16 protein-coding genes and 2 pseudogenes are annotated in these 20,999 nt (G+C 68.6%); 11 read left to right on the top strand and 7 right to left on the bottom strand.

The genetic code is table 11. From position 1 onward, the window contains the following. Nucleotides 1-100: 100 nt before the first annotated feature. From ACF088_RS12655 to ACF088_RS12640, 4 genes and pseudogenes are all read left to right on the top strand, one after another. Entirely contained in the window at nucleotides 101-1,570 is a 1,470-nt protein-coding gene (locus ACF088_RS12655) for an aldehyde dehydrogenase family protein (protein WP_392375685.1), read from the top strand. Next, on the top strand, nucleotides 1,567-3,138 hold the full coding sequence (locus tag ACF088_RS12650; RefSeq protein WP_392375684.1) for an APC family permease: 1,572 nt from the start codon (nucleotides 1,567-1,569) through the stop codon (nucleotides 3,136-3,138). Before ACF088_RS12655 ends, ACF088_RS12650 begins: the two co-directional genes overlap by 4 nt. Before the next feature lie 15 nt (nucleotides 3,139-3,153). Beyond that, on the top strand, nucleotides 3,154-4,716 hold the full coding sequence (locus ACF088_RS12645) for a GMC family oxidoreductase (RefSeq protein ID WP_392375683.1): 1,563 nt from the start codon (nucleotides 3,154-3,156) through the stop codon (nucleotides 4,714-4,716). Nucleotides 4,717-5,158: 442 nt separating this feature from the next. Continuing rightward, nucleotides 5,159-5,320 (top strand): annotated as a pseudogene (locus tag ACF088_RS12640) (MurR/RpiR family transcriptional regulator); the annotation flags it as partial. A gap of 155 nt (nucleotides 5,321-5,475) precedes the next feature. Here the strand turns inward: ACF088_RS12640 and ACF088_RS12635 are convergent. From ACF088_RS12635 to fabG, 4 genes are read right to left on the bottom strand one after another with little or no spacing between them, the layout of a single operon-like run. Then, complete coding sequence (locus ACF088_RS12635) at nucleotides 5,476-6,462, bottom strand: zinc-binding dehydrogenase (protein WP_392375682.1); 987 nt, start codon at nucleotides 6,460-6,462, stop codon at nucleotides 5,476-5,478. 4 nt (nucleotides 6,463-6,466) lie between these two features. Further along, entirely contained in the window at nucleotides 6,467-6,733 is a 267-nt protein-coding gene (locus ACF088_RS12630) for a phosphopantetheine-binding protein (protein WP_392375680.1), read from the bottom strand. 34 nt (nucleotides 6,734-6,767) lie between these two features. After that, entirely contained in the window at nucleotides 6,768-7,733 is a 966-nt protein-coding gene (locus ACF088_RS12625; RefSeq protein WP_392375679.1) for a 3-oxoacyl-ACP synthase III family protein, read from the bottom strand. 29 nt (nucleotides 7,734-7,762) lie between these two features. Continuing rightward, nucleotides 7,763-8,515, bottom strand: a complete 753-nt coding sequence (gene fabG / locus ACF088_RS12620; RefSeq protein WP_392375678.1) for a 3-oxoacyl-ACP reductase FabG — start codon at nucleotides 8,513-8,515, stop codon at nucleotides 7,763-7,765. A gap of 292 nt (nucleotides 8,516-8,807) precedes the next feature. On the opposite strand from fabG, the gene ACF088_RS12615 reads away from it, so the two are divergent. Genes ACF088_RS12615 through ACF088_RS12605 form a run of 3 tightly spaced genes read left to right on the top strand, consistent with a single transcriptional unit; the run spans nucleotide 8,808 to nucleotide 12,300 of the window. Further along, nucleotides 8,808-10,214: an NAD(P)/FAD-dependent oxidoreductase gene (locus ACF088_RS12615; RefSeq protein WP_392375677.1), complete on the top strand. Its 1,407-nt coding sequence runs from the start codon at nucleotides 8,808-8,810 to the stop codon at nucleotides 10,212-10,214. 29 nt (nucleotides 10,215-10,243) lie between these two features. After that, nucleotides 10,244-11,059, top strand: a complete 816-nt coding sequence (locus tag ACF088_RS12610) for an alpha/beta fold hydrolase (protein ID WP_392375676.1) — start codon at nucleotides 10,244-10,246, stop codon at nucleotides 11,057-11,059. Between the two features lie 38 nt (nucleotides 11,060-11,097). Continuing rightward, entirely contained in the window at nucleotides 11,098-12,300 is a 1,203-nt protein-coding gene (locus tag ACF088_RS12605; RefSeq protein WP_392375675.1) for a cation:proton antiporter, read from the top strand. Nucleotides 12,301-12,437: 137 nt separating this feature from the next. Here ACF088_RS12605 and ACF088_RS12600 read toward each other — a convergent pair whose 3' ends face one another. Next, entirely contained in the window at nucleotides 12,438-12,599 is a 162-nt protein-coding gene (locus ACF088_RS12600) for a hypothetical protein (protein WP_392375674.1), read from the bottom strand. A gap of 350 nt (nucleotides 12,600-12,949) precedes the next feature. Between ACF088_RS12600 and ACF088_RS12595 the strand changes: the two genes are divergently transcribed. After that, a complete protein-coding gene (locus ACF088_RS12595) occupies nucleotides 12,950-13,444 on the top strand; it encodes a MaoC family dehydratase (protein WP_392375673.1) in 495 nt (164 codons plus the stop codon). Between the two features lie 171 nt (nucleotides 13,445-13,615). Here ACF088_RS12595 and ACF088_RS12590 read toward each other — a convergent pair whose 3' ends face one another. Beyond that, nucleotides 13,616-14,410: a BTAD domain-containing putative transcriptional regulator gene (locus tag ACF088_RS12590; protein ID WP_392375671.1), complete on the bottom strand. Its 795-nt coding sequence runs from the start codon at nucleotides 14,408-14,410 to the stop codon at nucleotides 13,616-13,618. Nucleotides 14,411-15,279: 869 nt separating this feature from the next. Then, nucleotides 15,280-15,463, bottom strand: a pseudogene (locus ACF088_RS12585) (transposase); the annotation flags it as partial. A gap of 160 nt (nucleotides 15,464-15,623) precedes the next feature. Between ACF088_RS12585 and ACF088_RS12580 the strand changes: the two are divergent. The 3 genes from ACF088_RS12580 to ACF088_RS12570 are packed head-to-tail and all read left to right on the top strand — an operon-like array spanning nucleotide 15,624 to nucleotide 20,769. Continuing rightward, entirely contained in the window at nucleotides 15,624-16,256 is a 633-nt protein-coding gene (locus ACF088_RS12580) for a hypothetical protein (protein ID WP_392375670.1), read from the top strand. 44 nt (nucleotides 16,257-16,300) lie between these two features. Then, a complete protein-coding gene (locus ACF088_RS12575; protein WP_392375669.1) occupies nucleotides 16,301-17,653 on the top strand; it encodes a lanthionine synthetase C family protein in 1,353 nt (450 codons plus the stop codon). Then, complete coding sequence (locus tag ACF088_RS12570) at nucleotides 17,650-20,769, top strand: lantibiotic dehydratase (protein WP_392375668.1); 3,120 nt, start codon at nucleotides 17,650-17,652, stop codon at nucleotides 20,767-20,769. Before ACF088_RS12575 ends, ACF088_RS12570 begins: the two co-directional genes overlap by 4 nt. Nucleotides 20,770-20,999: the final 230 nt, after the last annotated feature.

The following is a 20,999-nucleotide window of genomic DNA, read 5'->3' as shown; positions in this document are numbered from 1 at the left end:
GAGGTCCGCGCGGCGGGCCGCCCGTCGGCCCGACGCCGTCGGCCCGGGCGCCGCGGCCGATGCCGCCGCCTCGTACGAGCCGGAGACCGGAGGCACCACCATGCCGGAGCTGTTCATCGGCGGTCAGTGGACCGCAGCGGCCGACGGGCAGGTGCGGGAGATCCGCTGCCCGGCGGACGGCACGCTGGTCGCGACCGTTGACGAGGGCGGGCCGAAGGATGTGACGGCGGCGATCGGCGCCGCTCGTACGGCCTTCGACGACGGGCCCTGGCCGCGGACACCGGCGGCCGAGCGCGGCCGCCTGGTGCTGCGCGTCGCCGAGCTGCTGGAGCGCGACAAGGACGCGCTGGCCAGGGCCGAGTCGCTGGACACCGGCAAGCGGCTGGTCGAGAGCGCCTACGACATGGACGACATCGCCAACTGCTTCCGCTACTTCGGCAATCTCGGCGCGGCCGGCGGCACCGACCGGGTGGTGGACGCCGGCGCCCCGGAGATCGCCAGTACGGTGCGGCACGAGCCGGTCGGCGTCTGTGCGCTGATCACCCCGTGGAACTATCCGCTGCTGCAGACCGCCTGGAAGGTCGCCCCCGCCCTGGTCACGGGCAACACCTTCATCCTGAAGCCCAGTGAGCTCACCCCGCACACCGCCCTCCACCTCATGCGGCTGCTGGCCGAGGCCGGGCTGCCGGACGGCGCGGCCAATCTGGTGCTGGGCACCGGCCAGGTGGTGGGCGCGCCGCTGACCGAGGACCCACGGGTGGACATGGTGTCGTTCACCGGCGGTCTGCTCACCGGCCGGCGCATCATGGCCGCGGCGGCGCCCACGGTGAAGAAGATCGCGTTGGAGCTGGGCGGCAAGAACCCCAACATCGTCTTCGCGGACGCCGATTTCGACACCGCCGTCGACTACGCCCTGATGGCGGTCTTCCTGCACTCCGGGCAGGTCTGCTCGGCGGGCGCCCGGCTGCTCGTCCAGGAAGAGCTGCACGATGCGTTCGTCGACGAACTGGTCTCCCGCGCCCAGCGGATCCGGCTCGGCGGGCCGTTCGACGAGCATGCCCGGACCGGGCCACTGATCTCGGCCGCACACCTCGCGAAGATCGAGGCGTATGTGGCGGCGGGGCTCGACGAGGGCGCCGTACTGGTCTGCGGCGGCTCCCGGCCCGACGATCCGTCGCTGGCGAACGGCTTCTACTACCTGCCGACCGTGCTGGACGAGTGCACGCCGGACATGACCGTCGTCCGCGACGAGAGCTTCGGCCCGGTGCTGACCGTCGAACGGTTCCGTACCGAGGACGAGGCGGTCTCGCTCGCCAACGACACGGTGTACGGGCTGGCCGGGGCGGTGTGGACGCAGGACAGCGGGCGTGCCCACCGGGTCGCCGCCCGGCTGCGCGCGGGAACGGTATGGATCAACGACTTCCACCCCTATGTGCCGCAGGCGGAGTGGGGCGGGATGAAGCAGTCGGGCATCGGGCGCGAGCTGGGGCCCGCGGGACTGGCCGAGTACCAGGAGGCCAAGCACGTCTGGCGCAATACCGCGCCACGACCGCAGAGGTGGTTCGAGTGACCGATCCCGCATCTTCCCGGCCCGGCACCGCGGCCGAGCCGCACGACGACGACGCCATCGCCGAACTCGGCTACAAGCCGGAACTCAAGCGCACCCTGGGAAACTTCCACACCTTCGCCGCCGGAATCAGCTATATCTCCATCCTCACCGGCACCTTCCAGCTGTTCTACTTCGGTATCGCCCACGGCGGACCGGCGTACTGGTGGTCCTGGCCGATGGTCTTCCTCGGGCAGCTGATGGTGGCGCTGTGCTTCTGCGAGCTGGCCGCCCGCTACCCGGTGGCCGGATCGGTCTACAACTGGTCCAAGAAACTCGGCGGCCCGCATATCGGCTGGCTCGGCGGCTGGATGATGCTGACGGCCACCATGGTGTCGCTGTCCGCGGTGGCGCTGGCCTACCAGGTGACGCTGCCGCAGATCTCCTCGTGGTTCCAGTTCATCGGCGACGGGACCGGCAAGTCGGCGGCCGAGAACGCCGTGGTGCTCGGCACGATCCTCATCACCTTCACCACCCTGGTCAACGCCTTCGGCGTCAAGCTGATGGCGCGGATCAACTCCGCGGGCGTGGCGATCGAGCTGATCGCCGCCGTCGTTCTGGTCATTCTGCTCGCCGCGCACGTCACCCGCGGCCCCGGCGTGGTGCTCAACACCTTCGGTCTGGGCAGCGGCCAGAACCTCGGCTACTTCGGCGCGTTCCTGACCGCGGCACTGGCCTCGGCGTATGTCATGTACGGCTTCGACACCGCCTCGTCGCTCGGTGAGGAGTCCAAGGACCCCGGCCGCAACGCGCCCCGCGCCATCCTGCGGGCACTGGTCGCGTCCTTCCTCATCGGCGGTCTGATCCTGCTCTTCGCCCTGCTCTCCGTGCCCGATCTGCACTCCGCAAAGCTGTCCGTGGACGGCCTGCAGTACGTGGTGCTCTCCACGCTCGGCTCGACCGTCGGGCAGATCGTGCTCTGGTGTGTCGTTATTGCGATCACCGTGTGCGAGCTGGCGGTGCACACCGCCGGCATCCGGCTGGCGTTCGCCATGGCCCGGGACAACAACCTCCCGGCCGCCTCGCTGCTCGCCAAGGTCAGCCCGCGCTTCCAGACGCCGGTGCTGCCGGCCGTGGTCATCGGCCTGGTGGCGATCGGCATCCTGCTCATCAACGTCAACCAGCCGCAGATCTTCTCGGTGATCACCAGCATCGCGATCATCATGATCTATCTGGCCTACCTGGCAGTCACCCTGCCGATGCTGTTCCAGCGGCTGCGCGGCAACTGGACTCCGGCCAAGGGGAAGTTCTCCCTGGGCAAGTTCGGCCTTCCGGTGAACGTCCTCGCGGTGCTCTGGGGCTTCGGCATGTCCCTCAACCTCGCCTGGCCGCGCGCCGCGGTATACAACGCGACCGGCCCGCAGCACTGGTACCTGCGCTGGGGCGCCTTCTTGTTCATCGGAGTCGTGGCGATCGGCGGGTTCACCTACTACTGGTTCGTCCAGCGCAAGCGCACCGGAGTCCTGGCCATGCACGCCGCCGTCGCCCCGGGCAGCGGCGGCCCGGGCAACAGCGGCACCCCCACCCCCTGATCAGGAGACGGCGCGATGTCCCAAGAGGCCCCTGTGGACGAGTTCGACTACGTCGTGGTCGGCGGCGGCACGGCCGGTGCCGTCGTGGCGGCCCGGCTCAGCGAGGACCCGACGGCCACCGTCTGCCTTCTGGAGGCCGGCCCCTCCGACGTCGGTGACGAGAACGTGCTGCGCCTGGACCGCTGGATGGGGCTGCTGGAGTCCGGCTACGACTGGGACTATCCGGTCGAGCCCCAGGAGAACGGCAACAGCTTCATGCGGCACGCCCGCGCCAAGGTGCTCGGCGGCTGCTCCTCGCACAACTCCTGTATCGCCTTCTGGGCCCCGGCCGAGGACCTCGACGAATGGGCCGCGATGGGCTGTACGGGCTGGAGCGCGGCCGACTGCTTCCCGCTCTACCAGCGGCTGGAGAACAACGACGCCCCCGGTGACCACCACGGCCGCAGCGGCCCGGTCACCCTGCGCACCGTCCCGCCCCACGACCCGTGCGGGGTGGCGCTCCTGGAGGCCTGCGTGGCGGCCGGCATCCCGACCACACCGTTCAACACCGGTCGGACCGTCGTCCGGGGTGCGAACTGGTTCCAGATCAACTGCCGCCCGGACGGCACCCGTTCCTCCGCTTCGGTGTCCTACCTCCACCCCCTCATGGGCACCCGCCGGAACCTGGACGTACGCACCGGGCTCCAGGCCAAGCGCCTGAATTTCGACTCCGCCCGGCACTGCACCGGCGTGGACTATCTCGCCCCCGACCTGATCCACACCCGCACCGTCAACGCCCGCCGCGAGACCGTCGTCTGCTGCGGCGCCATCGACTCCCCGAAACTCCTCATGCTCTCCGGTATCGGCCCGGCCACCCATCTGCGGGCCACCGGTGTCGAGCCGATCGTCGACTCCCCCGGCGTCGGCTCCCGTCTCCAGGACCACCCGGAGGGCGTGATCATGTGGGACGCCAAGCAGCCCATGGTCAACTCGTCCACCCAGTGGTGGGAGATCGGCATCTTCACGAACACCGAGCCCGGCCTGGACCGCCCGGACCTGATGTTCCACTACGGCCAGGTGCCCTTCGACATGAACACCTACCGCCACGGCTACCCCACCTCGGAGAACGCCTTCTGCCTCACTCCGAACGTCACCCGCGCCCGCTCGTTGGGCACGGTCCGGCTGCGCACCCGCGACTTCCGCGACAAGCCCAAGGTCGACCCGCGGTACTTCACCCACGACCACGACATCCGCGTCATGACCCACGGCCTGCGCCTCGCCCGCGAGATCGTCTCCCAGACGCCCATGGTCCAGTGGGCCGGTACCGAACTCGCCCCCGGCCCGTCGACCCACTCCGACGCGGACCTCTTCGACTACATCCGCGCCACCCACAACACGGTCTACCACCCCGCGTGCACCGTCCAGATGGGCTCCCCCGATGATCAGGCAACGCCCCTCGACCCCCACTTGCGTGTCAAGGGCGTGACCGGCCTGCGGGTGGCCGACGCTTCGGTGATGCCGTTCCTGCCGGCCGTGAACCCCTGTATCACCACGATGATGATCGGGGAGAAGTGTGCGGATCTGATGCGCAGCGACTGACCAACGCACAGCGGCTTCCACGCACACCAACGACCTACGAGGTGGGCTCCCTTCGCCGGCATGGTCCGGATCAGGTGCTAGGGGTCGCCGTCCGGTCTTGCGACCTTCCGGCCTCTCAGCCCGGCCTTTCTTCCTGTCCTCGGCGGCAACCAGAGCTGCCTTCCCCGAGGCCGGTCCGGTCGGACTCCCTCGCTCGCCCCGTAGGCCTGCCTTCAGGGTACTCCCAAATAATGCGTACGGAACAGGCAATCCAGACTTTTCTTGCTGCCTCCGGAGCGGCGAAACCCCTGATCAGCCGGGGTTTCCACAGAACCCCAGGGAGAAGCGAACCCTGCGCACGCACGGGTAACCGTGCGTATGCGCCACTGTGCGGGGGAGCTCCGGCGCGACGGGATGAGGCGGCGGGGCGCGACGCCGGTTCGGTGGCGACGGTGCCGAGCGGGTGCGGCACGCGGAGCGGGGCCTGTCGCCCGCCGAGCGGAAGATCGCCCGGGCGCTGACGGCCAACTACCCGGCGGCCGGGCCGGAGTCCGCTTCGGGACTCGCCTCCCAGGCCGGCGTCAGTGCACCCACCGTGGTGCGTTTCGTCGCCCGGCTGGGCTTCGACGGCTGGACGGGCGACGAGACAGGCAACGCAACGGTCCGGCTCAATGCCACCAGCCGAACAGACCGACAGCATCGCCAGACGTCCTCAACGCGTCGTTCACTACCGCGCCGAGGCGGGCGTGCCCTGTCGCCCGCCGGGCGACGAGAACACCGTCACGACCCGTCCACGGTGAGGATCACCTTGCCCACGTGCCGCCCGGTCGTCAGCGTCCGGATCGCGGTCGCTGCCTCCCCCATCGGGTACACCTCGTGCGCCAGCGGTTCGAGGTGCCCGTCCGCCCACAACGGGGACAGCTCAGCCAGCAGCGCCTGCACCAGTGGCCGGTCCACCCGCGACAACAGCAGCAGATCGACGCTGTGCATGCTGATGTTGCGCCGGAATGGTGCCAGCTCGACCGTGCCGCCGCCGTAGATGTCCCGCTTGCCGATCTCGACGAACCGGCCGTGCACGCGCAGCAGGCCGAGCCCGGCCTGCTGCGCCTTGCCGGCCAGCGAGTTGAGCACGACGTCGACGCCGTCCGGGCTGATCTCCCGCACCCCGTCGGCAAACGCGACCGACCTCGAGTCCAGTACGTGCTCGACGCCGAGCTCCCGCAGGTACTGCCGCTTCCGCTCGGTCCCACTCGTTGCCAGCACCCTGGCCCCGTGCAAGCGCGCCACGTTCATCGCTGCGAGACCGACACCGCCCGCCGCCGACTGGATCAGCGCTGTCTCCCCGGCACCGAGCCCGGCCAACCGGACGAGCGCGTACCAGGCGGTCAGGTAGGCCACGGGCAGGGTGGCCGCTTCGGCGTCGGACAGCGCGGCCGGCGCGGCCACGACGAGCTCGGTCGGCACCGTCACGTGTGACGCGAACGCACCCTCGTGGAAGAAGACCACCCGGTCACCGACGTGCAGCCCGGGCACACCGGACCCGACCCGGGCCACCGTGCCCACCCCGTCCAGGCCGAGCTCGTGCGCATCGCTCTCGCCGAACACCGTGTCCATGCCCAGTACGACCAGTACGTCGGCGAAGTTCACCCCGGCCGCTCGCACCTCGATCTCGACCTCACCCGGCCCCGGCGCGCGCCGGGGCCGGGGGGAGGCGGCCAGGCTGTCCATGTCGCCGGGCCGCTCCGCGTGCAGCACATAGCTGTCCATGAGTTCAGGAAACCTGGTGTGCCTGGTCGGGGAAGAACCTCTGCCGCATCGCCCGCAGCGTCCGGAAATCGTCCGGCTCGATCGCCATGCGGTCCACCTTCTCGCCGCCGGCCCGCTCGATCACCACCAGCAGCTCTATCGCCTGCAGGGACGTGAGGATTCCCGTTTCGAAGAGGTCGAGGTCCGCTTCGAGTGAGTCCCGGCGGTCCCGGGTGTCCTGCTGGTCCAGTACCCACTGCTCTACTTCGTGCCAGCCTGCGGTTGTTGCCATCGTGTTCAGCTCCTCCTCGAATCAAAAGGGAAATTCAGTACCACGTGAGCAGGACGACGCCGGTGCTGAGCCCGCCGCCGACGCTCGCCAGCAGGATCCGCTCACCGCGGCGCAGCGGCTGCTGCCGGTGTGCCGCGGCGAGCGTCACCGGCACCGATGCGACCGCGGTGTTGCCCAGCTCCACACAGGTGAGCGGGAACTTCTCCAACGGCACGCCCAGTTCCGCCGCGCAGCTCTCGATCAGGTGCGGATTGGCCTGGTGCAGCACGAACCGGTCGATCTCGCCGAGTGCCGTTCCGGCCTCGTCGAGCACCTGGCGCACGGCCTTGGGTAGCGCGTTCAGCACATACTCCCGGACGGTGAACCCGTTCATCCGGAACAGCCGTTCCTCCGGCGTCCCGTCCGGCATCCTTGTCCCGCCCGCCCGTACCTCGATCATCTCGCTGTACTGGCCGTCGGTGACCAGGTGCGCGGCTTGGATGCCGAACCCGTCGGGGACCCGGCCGAGCACGACCGCCCCCGCGGCGTCGCCGAACAGGCTCACCGTGCGCCGGTCGGCCCGGTTCATGATCGTTGAGTACTTGTCCGCACCGATCACCAGCGCACGCGCCTCCGGGGACCAGCGGGCGAGCACCGCTTCGGCCACCGTCAGCGCGTAGAGGAATCCCGAGCACACCGCGTTCAGGTCGTACGCGGGCACGCCCGGCAGGCCCAGTTTCCGCTGCACGAGCGCAGCCGTCGCGGGCTGCGGCTGGTCCGGGGTGGAGGTCGCCAGCACGATCGCGGCCAGCTTGCCCCGCGTCTCCTCGTCGAGCACCTCCAGCGCGGCGGCGACGGCCAGATCGGACGTCGCCTCCTTGGCCGCTGCATAGCGACGCTCCTCGACGCCGGTCGTGGCCTTGATCCACTCCTCGGTCGTGCCCGCCCAGTCCGCGACCTCGGCGTTCGTCACCACCCGGTCGGGCAGGTACGAGTCGAGGCCCAGAATGCCGATAGCCATGTCACTCCTGTCTCGCCGGGGCGGCGCCGCTACATCGCGGCGCCACCGTCCACCTGAAGCACCTGCCCGGTCACGTAAGACGCCCGGTCCGACAGCAGGAATGTGACGGCGTCGGCGATCTCCTCCGGCTTGGCGAAACGGCCGAGCGGGATATTCTCCAGCGCCTTGGGCCGTGCCTTCTCCGGGATGTCCGCCAGCAACGCGGTTTCCGTTATCCCCGGCGCAACGACGTTGACCCGGATCCCGTAGGGCGCGGCCTCCTTCGCCAGCGCCTTGCTCAACCCGATAAGCCCGGCCTTGCCCGCCGCATAATTGGCCATCGTGACGAACCCGCGGATACCGACGATCGAGGAGATCGTGACGATCGCACCACGCCGCCGGCGCATCATCCGGAACAGCACCGGCTGGCAGACGTGCCACACCCCGTTCAGGTTCACGTCCATGACGTCCTGCCAGGCCTGGGGCGGCATGAACGCAGCCGGGCTGTTGCGGGTGATCCCGGCGTTGGGCACCAGCGCCGTGATGGGCCCCAAGTCGTCTTCCACCCGCGCCACGAGGTCCTCGACCGCTTCGCGGTCGCTGACGTCACACGCGGCGAACAGGGCACGCCGACCGAGCTGCTTGACCTCGTCCGCCACCGCCGCCGCCTCGTCGGCACCCGACCGGAAACACCCGGCGACGTCATAGCCCTCCTGGGCCAGCCGCAGGGCGACGGCTCGGCCGATGCCCCGCGAAATGCCGGTCACGAAGCCGCAGCCAGAATTTTCGTCGACGCTGGACATCAACCCCCCACAGAATCCGAACGGAAATTACGCCAACATACGTCAGCGGATAGCCAGTGGACATTATCAGGGACCGCTAAAGAGGCGCTTTAACGACTATTAAGCGGCCCTTGCGCGACAGTAAACTAATTCCGCCTTGACATCGCGGAACGGTCGTCAATATGGTCGGCGGACGACGAGCTCGGCGAATTCACGTGCCCATTCCGCATTCTGCCGGGCGGGCGAGCCGAATTATCGGTAACCCGGTGCGCGCCGGTGTCCGGAACACCCATTCACGGCCAAGGGGAGTCACATGACCAAGAAGGTGCTGGTGATCGGGGGCGGCCCCGGCGGCTCGACTGCGGCGGCACTGCTCGCCCGCAACGGAGTCGACGTACTGCTCCTGGAGCGCGAACGGTTCCCCCGCTACCACATCGGTGAATCGCTTGCCTCGTCCTGCCGGGTCGTGCTCGGGCTGTCCGGTGTCGTGGACAAGATCGATGCGCAGGGCTACCCGGCCAAGCGCGGCGCGCTGTTGCGCTGGGGCGCCGAGGAGGACTGGACCATCGACTGGTCGGAACTGTTCGGCACCAACGTCTCCTCGTGGCAGGTTGAGCGAGACCACTTCGACAAGATCCTGCTGGACCATGCGGTCGAGCAGGGCGCCGACGTGCGCGAAGGCGCCACCGTCAAGCGCGTGCTCTTCGACGGTGCTCGCGCTTGCGCCGTGGAATGGACCGACCCCGCACAGGGGGGCGAGCTCGTCCGGACCGAGTGCGACTACGTCATCGACGCGTCCGGGCGGGCCGGGGTGCTCTCGGCCCAGCACTTCCGGAACCGCAGCCCGCACGAGATCTTCCGCAATGTAGCGATCTGGGGCTACTGGAAGGGCGGCAAGACCCTACCGAACACCCCCGCCGGCGGGATCGACGTCATCTCGCACCCCGAGGGCTGGTACTGGGTGATCCCGCTGCGCGGCGGTGTGCACAGCGTCGGATTCGTCACGCATCAGAAGAACTTCCTCGAGAAGCGCCCGAAGTACGAGTCTGCGCGCGAGATGTTGCTGAGCGTCGTCGACGAGTCCGAAACCGTCCGCGACTTGATGGCCGGCGCGGAGTTCACCGAGCCCGTGCGGATCGAACAGGACTTCTCCTACGTCGCCGACCAGTTCTGCGGCCCGGGGTTCTTCGAGGTGGGCGATGCCGCCTGCTTCCTCGACCCTCTGCTGTCCACCGGCGTGCACCTCGCGCTCTACAGCGCCATGCTCGCCTCGGCGTCGATCCTGGCCACCATCCGCGGCGAGGTCACCGAGACCGAGGCCGCGGCGTTCTACGAAACGTTGTACCGCAACGCCTACGCGCGGCTGCTGGTACTGGTTTCCGGTGTCTACGAGCAGTACGAGGGCAAGGACAGCTACTTCTGGCTGGCCCAACGCATGGTGCGGGAGAAGGAACGGCTCGCCGGCGACCGGTCGAACGCCGCCTTCGTCGAGATCGTGGCCGGCCTGAGCGACTTGCGCGACGCGGGGGGCGCCGACGGTACCGGGGCCATGACCGAGCTGATCGAGGAGGCGGAGCGGGCGCAGCAGCGGGTGGATGCGGACGAGGCCGGACCCTCGAACCTCGCGCCTCTGCGTATCGACCCGAGCGATCTCCACGACGCCGCGTCGGGCCTTTACCTGGTGACCAAGCCGCTCGGCATCGGCCGCGAAGAGCGCTGAGCCGCGGCGAGACACGGAACGGCGGCTTCGTGGCAGAACGAGAGCTGGACGGACTCACCCTGTCCTACGGCGTCCACGGTACTGGCGGTGAGCCGATGCTGCTGATCCCGCCGGCCGCCTCCCGAGGCTCGATCTGGACGCGCCACCAGGTGCCCGCGCTCGTCGCGGCCGGGTATGTGGTGGTCGTCCCGGAGCTGCGGCACACCACGTCGGTGGGCCTGCCGAAACCCTTCGGCCTCTTTGACCTGGTCTCCGACGTGGCGGCGCTGATCACCGCGCTGGGGCTCGGCCCGTGCCGGGTGGCCGGCGCCTCGCTGGGCGCACTGATCGCCCAGGAGCTCGCGGTGGCCCGGTCCGAACTGGTGACCGCGCTCGGCCTGCTGGGCACCCGCGGGCGTACCGACGCCTACCGGGAAGCGCTCGGCCGCGGCCACGCACAGGCGATGCGGGACGGCAGCCGGAACACGGCGCTGTTCGAGGCGACCTCATACATGGCGCAACTGTTCGGCCCGGAAACCCTCGCGGACGACGCCTTCGTCGGCGAGTGGCTGACGAGCTACCAGCTGTTCCGCCCCGGCGGAGCGGGTGCGGCTGCGCACTACGAGGCGACCCTCGGCTACGACCGGCTGGCCGAGCTGAGCAGCATTCGCGTGCCAACCCTGGTGATCTCGTTCGGCCGGGACGTCATCATGCCGCCCGCCGAGGGCGCCGCGGTCGCCCGCGCGATCCCCCGCGCCCGGTTCGTGGAACTGCCGGGCTGCGGGCACTTCGGGTTCCTCGAACGCCCTGGTGAGGTCAACGAGTTGCTCATCGATTTCTTCGATGGGGTGGAGAGGGAGCCATGAGCGCAGCCGCCTTACTGTTCGCCGACCTGGTCCTGATCGTGGTGCTGGCCCGGCTGTGCGGCGCGCTTGCCATGCGGCTCGCCCAGCCCGCGGTGGTCGGCGAGATCGTCGCCGGCATCCTGCTCGGGCCCACGCTGCTGCACGGCGCGCTCGCGAAGACGCTGATCCCGACGGAGGTGCGGCCGGCACTGGGCGCGCTGGCCAGCATCGGTGTCGCGCTCTTCATGTTCGCCGTAGGGCTTGAGGTCGACCACGGCCGCACCGGCGGCATGCGGGCGGCGGTGAGCGTCGCGTTGTCGGCCACGGCGCTGCCGCTGTTGCTCGGTGGTGGCCTCGGCCTGCTCCTCGCCGGGCGATACCACCCGCGCCAGCCCATGGGGTTCGTCCTGTTCCTCGCCGTGGCCCTATCGGTCACCGCGTTCCCGGTGCTGGCCAGGATCCTGACCGACCACGCGATGCAGCACACCAGGCTGGGCACGCTCGCGCTGGCGGCGGCGTCGATCGCCGATGTGGTCGCCTGGTCGCTGCTGATCCTCGTCGTCACCGTGGTCAACCCCTCCGGGGCGAGCCCTTGGAGGCTGCTTCTCCTCGCCCCGTACGCGGCCGTGCTGGTCGCGGCCCGCCCCCTGCTGCGCCGCCTGCTGTGGAATTCGCTGCGGCCACATCGGGACCGGTTCGTCGTGGTCTTCGTCGGCGCGCTGGCCTCGGGCGCGATCACCGAGTTCCTCGGCCAGCATTTCATCTTCGGCGCCTTCGTGTTCGGTCTCCTGCTGCCGCGCGACGACCCCGAAGGCTGCGCCGAAATCGCCCGCTTCGCCAAGCGGACCGGTGGCCTGCTGCTTCCGGTCTACTTCGTCGTCGCCGGGTTGCAGGTGGATCTCTCCAGCATCGGCGGGAGCGGGGCCGGCGTGCTCGCATTGATCCTGGTGGCCGCCGTCAGCGGCAAGATCGGCGGCGGATTCCTCGGCGCACGCCTCGCCGGGCTGGGAAACCGGCAGGCGTGGGGTATGGGCGCGCTGATGAACACTCGCGGGCTGACCGAACTGATCATTCTCACCACCGGCCGTCAACTCGGACTTCTCGACGGCGAACTGTATTCGCTCATGGTGGTGATGGCGGTCGTCACCACGGCGATGACCGGCCCCTTGTTGTCACTCACTCGGCCGATCGATATCCCGTCCTCCCCGGCTGCGGACGCGGATCTTCTCGCCGTGGAGCCGAAATCGACGCGCACCGGATGAAGGCCGGCACCGCCGCAACGGCACCGGATACGCCTACCTGTACACCGCCCGGCACGACCACTCCCGCCTGGCCTGTACCGAAGCCCTGCCCGACGAACCGCCGGTCTTCCCGCTCGGGTCGGTGATGACCTGCAGGTTCACGCCGTGGCGGCGGGACTTGCTGAGTGGTCGCCGCGGCCGTCACCGACCGGGTCGCACTCGGCCAGGGTGCCGTCGACCAGCACGCACTGCGCGCTTGCCTTCACCTCGGGCAAACCCCGGGTCAACTCCGCAGCCCTGCGGGCGAGGAGGGTGATCACGGAGCAGACAGGGGCGCGAGCGGTGCCATGTTGCTCCAGCACCCCGCAGCTCTCGGGAAGAGTGGCGTGCCTCGGGAAAAGTGGCGCGCCTCGGGAAGAGTGGCGTGTCTCGGGAAGAGTGGCGTGTCTCGGGAAGAGTGGCGTGTTCGCGCAGGCAACCGAGCTTCCTGGCGGGCGAGTTGGCGCGTCAGACTCTCGCTCAACCGTCCGGAGCTCGGTGCGTTTCACTCCGGCCGCATCACCCGATCGGTGCCCGAACCGAAAAGGTCCCATGGCCGACACACCTTCCCCGGGGGAAACGCCTAGACTGCCCGCGATCAGAGTCGACGCAGGGAAGGAATCACGGCGGTATGGTTCAGGCCACCGATGAGCAGTTGTTGACCACCCCGATCGACCAGCGCTACTTCGAAGACTACGTGCCGGGTTCGACCTATGTGTTCGGCACCGCGTCAGTCGACGAGAGCCAAATCGTCGAGTTCGCCAAGGAATACGACCCGCAGTTCTTCCACGTCGATCCGGTCGCCGCGGCCGACGGGCCGTTCGGCGGTCTGATCGCGAGCGGTTGGCAGACCGCGGCGCTGATGATGCGGCTGTTCGCCCGGCACTACCTGTCCAGCGTGGCGAGCCTGGGTGGCCCCGGGGTGGACGAGCTGCGCTGGCTGCGTCCCGTCCGCCCGGGCGACGTGCTGACCCTTCGCGTCACCGTGCTGGAGGCCAAGGCCTCGAACTCCAAGCCCGATCGCGGGCTCGTCCGCTCGCTCGCCGAGCTGCTCGACCCGGCGGGCGAACCCGTCTTCAAGGCCACCGTGCTGAACTTCCTGCGTCGCCGCACCCCGGGCCGCTGAACCCGCGCGACGGGTGTCTGCTGGATCTGCGCCCGGATCGGATGTGGGAGGCGAGCCTGCTCAACCGCCCGGGGCAACACGGCACCGACTCCACCCGTGTTCAGGCGGCCGCACACGGATTGGACCGTCGCGAACCGGCGGCGGAGCTGCAGGCCTGAGGGCTGTCCCGGATCAGGACGGGGAGGAGATCAACAGGCCTCGGCCGGGGTCGTCGAGCCGAGATTCTCTGCTGAGGACTGCATGGTGCAGGTTCCGCAGCAGGGCACATGGTTCCACTCCTATTTCCTCGACGAGGGCCTGTCTGATGTTGCTGTAAACCTTCAGGCATTCCCGAATCCGCCCGCTTCGATAAAGCGCGATCATAAGGTAGGCGTGCAGGTTCTCCCACATCGGGTGATCGTGCACGAGTCCGTATAATTCACCCATCAGTTCGCTGTGACGACCGAGCCCGAGTTCCAGTTCCAGACGCTGCTCGTACGTAGCATTGCGCCTCTCCTCCAATTGCCGCGCGTAACCGTTGAGGGCGGGAGTGGCCCTCACATCAGCGAGCGCCGGACCGTTCCACAGTTGGACCGCTTCGGAGAGCAGCTGTGCGGCTTCGCGCGGAAGACCGGCGTGCACAGCCTCACGCGCCTGAAGGACTGTGGAATCAAACTGCCTCAAGTCCAGCGAATGATGCTTGAGTCGGAGTGCATATCCTGGCGACTGGGTAGTGATGATCGAGGAACCGACGCCCAGATTTCCGAAATGTCTCCGCAGTTTCGAAATGTATACCTGGAGGGCAGTGGAGGCCGTGCGCGGAGGCGCTCCCGCCCAAAGAGCATTGATGAGACGCTGCGTGGGTACGACGCGGTCAGCGTGAACGCACAGAGTGGCCAGGAGCGATCGAAGCTTGAGCGCCTGTGGCGTTGCCCCCTCGCCATGATCCGTCGCCACCTCTAATGGGCCAAGAATTCGGAATCTCATTTACCCCCCGTTTATTCGATTTCCGAAACCCTTCTCATTTGCCGCCATAGTACACTGAAGGCGAATTCCCGAATATGATGAGCGAAGCCCCGGGGAGGCGTCAAGCTTTTATTCGCGCGACATTCACATGAGCACAAAGAAGATCAGGTATAATGCGCGTGCATCAAGCCCACTAAAGTCTCCTACATGGGGATATATTCCCCGTCGCCTGTAACTCCCGGTTACCGCGACTCGATGCTTCATGGGTCAGCACCCGGAGGTCGAGCGGACTCGCGATCGCATACTGATCGGTAATCAAAATCAAGGCAAATTAATTCGCTTACGATCGAGCCGAAACACACCCTCTTCCGTCATTGCTTTAGAGAGACTTTAGTGGTGCTTTATGGTCGGGCCGACTCGCCCGCGCCGGCGAGTTCGGGAGCCAGGGGGAAGCGCAAAGGCCAAGAGCTGTCCCGCAAAAGGCCTTGGGCGCGGTCCGTGCTGCGAACGAGCACCGACGTCAGAGAAGTGGGTCGCGCGATGATGTTCCCCCATACCCACGCCTCGGCCGAGGAGAGCCGGACGTTTCGCCCAGCCCCCGCCCACTGAGGTGGCGGTCCTCCTTCCCGATGTGGCACCGCCGCTGACTGGCAACATGCCGGCAGCCCTGCTGCACTTCGTCCGCGACAGGCGGCCCGAGACGATGTGCAGCCCGCCGGTGGGCGTGATGTCCGAGTCCACCGCTGCCCTGGCCAAGAATGGTGCGCCGGGAACGGACGGTGGTGACCGGGCGTCACCGTGTGGGCGGTCCACGCGTTGTGCCGCCGCGGCGCGCCACCGGCGCCGGCTGCGGCCGGGCGGCAATCCCTACGCAAGACCGCCAACCGCAAGAACGCGGAGGGCAACTGCTGCCACCTACATCCAAGACGTGGCCACGCACACGATCGCCGCCAGCACTTCCCGATCGCCATGCCGACGACGGCCGCCGCCCTGCGGCCGCACCGGCACCGACGGCATCCCCCGCTGGAACAGCTCCCACAGCTCGTCCGGCACCAGCCGCTCCACGAGCCCCACGCCAGGAGCGAACCCGCCGAACGAGACGGGCTGTTAGGGCGGCCGATGGCCAACGGGGCCGGCCGACTGGCAGCCCTGCCCCGGCAGGGAAAGAATGGAAGCGAGTACGGAGGCCCCGGCCGTCGACGTCGGGCCATCCGAATCGTGTGGGGAGCACATCATGGTCGACCCCGCGAACAGGCGTGGTTCCAGGGATGTCGAAGGCCCGCAGGACCCTCTCGTCGAGAGGGTACGCCCTGAGCCCTCACGGCCGCCGACTGCCGGAGTGACCCTGAAGGGGCTTCTCGGGGACAGTGACCGGCCCGGCCGCAGACGCCTTTACTTCACGGAGAAACTCGACTACTTCGTAGAATTCTCTGCCGAGGATGCCCTGCACAGCCTGCAGATTCCCGCGGACAGGGCACCGTTTCTCGGGACGCAAGCTACTCAGATCACGCTGAAGAAGGGTGCCGATGTCGACTACACACATACCATGAAGGCACGCCCGCCGGACGAATTCGATCTTGATCTTCGACGCGGGCCTCCGAGAATTGCCCTCTTCGGAGATACTGGCGGGACGGCGTACTCGTGCTACGAGTGCGACACCGACTTTCGGGGGCAGTGTCATACGCAGGGCTTTTACACCTGTACCTGTGCGTCCATGACATGTGACACGTGCTACGACACCGGATGCAGTGTGCCCACGTGTGAGAGCACCTGCGGGGGGTGCCTCCCTAAAACCGACATCGGCTGCGACAAGACCCAAATAAGCTGCGCCGAAACGGCCTGCACCCCTCCCTGCCACGACATCTGACGCCCCGTGAGGTCTCGGTTGCCCAGAACCCCGAAGGAGGCCAGGTGCCAGGGTCCACCACATGTCGCCGGGAACCTTCGTCGTCGTGGGCCAGTGCCCTCGATGCGAGCCGACGGAGCGCGACGCTGTTCGTCGCACACGACGTGGCCGTGCGCACCGCCGACCGGGCACGCCTGAGGCAGTGCCTCCCGCTCGCCCGCCGGCAGACGCGGTACCCGGAGTCCGTCGACTGGAACCCCTATGGACTTGCCGAAGGGAACGCCGGGGTCGCCGTGATGTGCTCCTATGTCGACCGGTGCCTCCCAGGCGAGGGATGGGATGCGGTCGCCCACGGCTTCCTTGCCGAGGGGGTGACCGCCGTAGAGTCGAGCGGGCCGATGCATCCCGGCCTTCTCTCCGGACTCAGCGGTTTCGCGTTCGCACTGGAATCACTGAGCCGGGACGGCAACCGCTATCAGCGGCTGCTTACTGCTGTCGACGAGATGCTGGCACCAGAGGCATCGGCGGCCGTGGCGGGGCTGGGGACGGGCCCGCCCGGTCTTCCGGTGAGCGCATTCGATCTCGTGTCCGGGGCGAGCGGGGTGGCGGCATGCCTGCTGGGGCACGATCCGCAGGGAGTGCTTCCGGGAATCCTCGCAGCCCTGGTCCGCCTTGCGGAGCCGACGGACGGGATGCCACGTTGGGCCACCCCGCCCGAGTTTCTGACCTCCGCGTCGATGCGTCGGCACTATCCGTCGGGAAATCTCAACTGCGGACTGGCGCACGGCATACCCGGGCCGCTGGCCCTCCTGTCTCTCGCACTGCGCGCAGGCTACGAAGTCCCCGGGCAGGCCGAGGCGGTGAGCGCCCTCGCCCACTGGCTGGTGTCGCATGGTGTCGACGATGCATGGGGAGTGGGATGGCCCGACGCCGTGCCGCTGACACCAGCGGGCCGGCCGGCGCCTCGGACGGAGCCGGCCGCAACTCGAAGCGCTTGGTGTTACGGCAGCCCGGGGGTGGCGCGCTCCCTGTGGCTCGCCGGCGAGGCCCTGGACGACGAGGGCCTTCGCCGCATGGCGGTCAAGGGCATGACGAGTGTCCTACGACGCCCAGTCGCACTGCGCTACATCAATTCGCCCACGTTCTGCCATGGGATTGCCGGGCTGCTCCACATCGTTCTCCGGTTCGCCCACGACACCGCATTGGACTGCTTCGTGGATGCTTCGACCGACCTTGTTGATCAGCTCCTGGCCGCCTATGAGCCCGATCGGGCGTTCGGTTACGCCTCTTTGGAGGCAGAGGATGTCGCGGTGGACCGGGCGGGGTTGCTCAACGGTGCGTCCGGTGTCGCCATGGCCCTCCTTGCCGCTGCCACTGGGGTGGAGCCGGGCTGGGACCGGATGTTCCTGCTGTCATGACCGGCCCTCATCCCGTGCAAGCGGGACAGCACGGCGTCCGCCCTCCGCTTTACGAGCCGCTCGGATGGGCCCTGCTGCGGGCCCCGCTGCTCCCTGCGGACGCACGCCGGGCACCCCTCGCAGCCGAGTCCGAGGTTTCCCTGACGCCACGCGATCCGTTGCTGCGCCTCGCGATGTGGGTGGCGAGCCCCGATCTGGTCGCGGCACTCGAACGGACGGGTCCGCGGGACCGGTCGGCGCCCCGGCTGATCCGCAAGCTCCGGCGGTACCTGATCAGAATGAGCACCAGGCCGACACCCTTCGGCCTCTTCGCCGGGGTCGGCCTGGTGCAGTGGGCTTCGGCCACGGACCTCGCGCTCACCCTGGCCGCAGCACGCACGCACACACGGGCCGATATGGGGTGGCTGCACGACCTGACGGAAGCGCTCGACAGCGATCCGGATATCAGTCGTCACATCCGGCTCATGGCCAGTCCCGCGATCCTCGTGCAGGGCGGTCGTGCCATCCTCACCGCCGGCGCGGGGACGGGGACCTCCGTCCGAGCCACCGCGGCCGTGCGCCGCGTGCTCGCGACGGCACGGGTGCCCACCACTCGGTCCCACTTGGAAGCGGTCGTCCAGGGCCTATCCGGAGCCACCCCCGAAAAGGCCGGACGACTGGTGGACAACCTGCGGGCGCAGGGCTTCTTGATGTCGGAGCTTCACCCGGCGCTGACCGGTGGCGACCCGGTGACGCGCCTGCGCGCGTGTCTGGAGACGACCCCGTCTCCCCGCGCTCACGCCAAGGCCGGGGAGATGGCCCGACTGGCCCATGAGTTCCAGCGATGGGACCAGCTCCCTCTCGGCCGGAGGGCGGAGCGCTTGCCTGCTCTGCTCCACCACATGAGTGAGCTGCACCCGGGCCCGGCGAGCACAGCGAAGCTCCTGCAGACCGACACGGCACTCTCGCTCCGGGCCACCGCTCTCCACAGCTCGGTGGCCGCCGAAGCGGCCTCGGCCGCCGAGATGCTCCTACGCCTGAGCGCCTTCCCTGAGGGAATGCCGCACATGACGGCCTACCGTCGGGCCTTCGAGACCCGGTATGGGTCTCACCATCGGGTTCCTCTACTGGAGCTCCTCGATCCCTCGACGGGCCTCGGCGCGCCCTCTGCGTATGGCGCACGCGGCGAAGGAACCGCCAATCACCGTCAGCGTGACCAGGCTCTGCTCGACATCGCTCTGGAGGCGAACCGCGAACGCCGTATGGCAGTGGAACTCAGCGACGAGTTCATCGCCCGGCTGGCCACGTCGGATCCCGTCGCAGAGAACGTTCCCCCCTCACTCGACCTGTCGTTCCTGCTCGCAGCCACATCCCCCGCAGCCATCGACAGAGGGGATTTCCAGCTCGTTGTCGGACCCAATCTCGGCGCACCCGCTGCTGGACGCAACCTCGGGCGGTTCGCGGCGCTCCTGGGTGCACCCGCCTACGACGCGCTGGCGGAACTGGCCCGTAACGAGCAGGAATACGAACCGGATGCGCTGATCGCCGAGGTGGTCTACGCACCCGACCCGCCACGGTCCGCGAATGTCTCGCTGAGACCCGCGATCCGCGCCCGAGAGGTCCTCATCGATACCTGGCCCGGCGTGCCGGCACAGGACGTCATACCCGTTCGCGAGCTGGTCGTCGGTGTCAGATCCGGCCGCTTCGTGATCAGCTGGCCCACCGGCGGAGTCGAGGTCGTCGGGGTGCAGGGCCACATGCTCAACACCACGAGGGCACCCGCCACCGCCAGGTTCCTGCTCGAAGCCGCACATGACGGCCGCTGCCAGTTCACCCCGTTCTCTTGGGGACCGGCGGCGGGCCTCGCGTTCCTGCCCCGGGTGCGCAGGGGCCGGACCGTTCTCGCACTCGCCCAGTGGCGGCTCGACCCCGTGGGCGACCTCCGGCCCGGCTCCGGCGACCGCTTCCCGGCGGCCCTGTCGGTGTGGCGGAGTAGCTGGGACGTGCCCCGCCACGTTTACCTGACCGTCAGCGACAACCGTCTCCTTCTGGACCTCGACGACGCGCAGGACGTCGAGCTGCTCCGGGAGGAACTCAAGACGGTTCCGGCCGGACAGTCCGGCCTGCTGCAGGAAGCCCTGCCCGGACCGGAGCATGCCTGGTTGCCGGGGGAGGTCGGTGGCCACATGTGCGAGGTCGTCGCACCTCTCACCCGACGGGGTGGTGAACGGAGCGGCAGCAGCCCGCCCGCCGCCGTACCTGCGGTCGCGAGCAGCCCACCCGCCGCCGTACCTGCGGTCGAGCCGGCGGCGAGACTGCGCCCACCGGGCAGCGACTGGCTGTATCTGAAGCTCTACTGCGATCCCTGGCACGAGGACGACCTGATCGGCGGCCCCCTGCGCGATTTCGGAGAGTACGCCACCCGGTCCGGCCTCTCGGACGGCTGGTTCTTCCTGCGTTACGCGGACCCCGAGCGCCACGTACGCCTCCGATTCCACGGAGACTCGTCCACGCTCATCGGACCGTTGATGGAGCACGTGTGTGCCTGGGCTGCCAGGCTGCGGGCCGACGGCTTCTGCACGAGGTTTTCGATCGACACGTACGAGCGTGAAGTCGAGCGGTACGGAGGCGAGGAGGGAATGGCGGCTGCGGAGGCCCTGTTCATGGCCGACAGCCCGAGCGTCGCCGACATGCTGCGAGCGAGCACCGAAGGCCGGCTCGACGTCGACCTGCTGGAGCTGGCCGTGATCAGCATCGACGACCTGCTCGCCTGTCTGGGCCTGTCCCCCGAGGACAGAGCAGCCTTCTCCTACGGCAGCCCGCCGCCCCCGCGCATCGGGGGTTCTGAGTACCGAAAGCGCCAGCGAGCCCTGCGCCCGGCCCTGGGCGGAGCCCTGCCGCTCGAAGGCGACGTGTCCCGCCTGCTCAGCACACGGCGCCCGGCACTCGCGCGGGCCACCGACCTGATCGACTCACTCCACCGCGACCAGGCCCTTTGGCACTCCAACGACGAACTGTGCCGCAGCTACGTGCACCTGCACGCGAACCGCCTTCTCGGGACGGATACCTCGGGCGAATCGCTAGCTCTGGAGCTGCTGCGACGCACACGGGCCGGATTGGTCCGAGCCCCCCTTTAGCGGGAACCATCGTCATCGACCGAGAGCGACGGGGGTACGCGGCAATCAGGCCCAGGCCGAGAAAGCCTCGGCTCAGCAAGATCTCCTGCCACAACGACAGCCCGGCCCGACGCCCTCACCACAGAGGAGTGCAAGCGCATGGTCTCCGAGCTCGGTTCCATGACCGACCGGCTCCTCGCCGCTGCGCCCGAACGCAAGCCCCCCCCCCGGTACGAGGGCTTCGGGCTCAC

It is taken from the genome of Streptomyces sp. NPDC015125 (assembly GCF_043080045.1).
Lineage (GTDB): Bacteria > Actinomycetota > Actinomycetes > Streptomycetales > Streptomycetaceae > Streptomyces.
The sequence above is the reverse complement of the archived record's forward strand: the minus strand, read 5'-3'. Positions and strand labels throughout refer to the sequence as shown.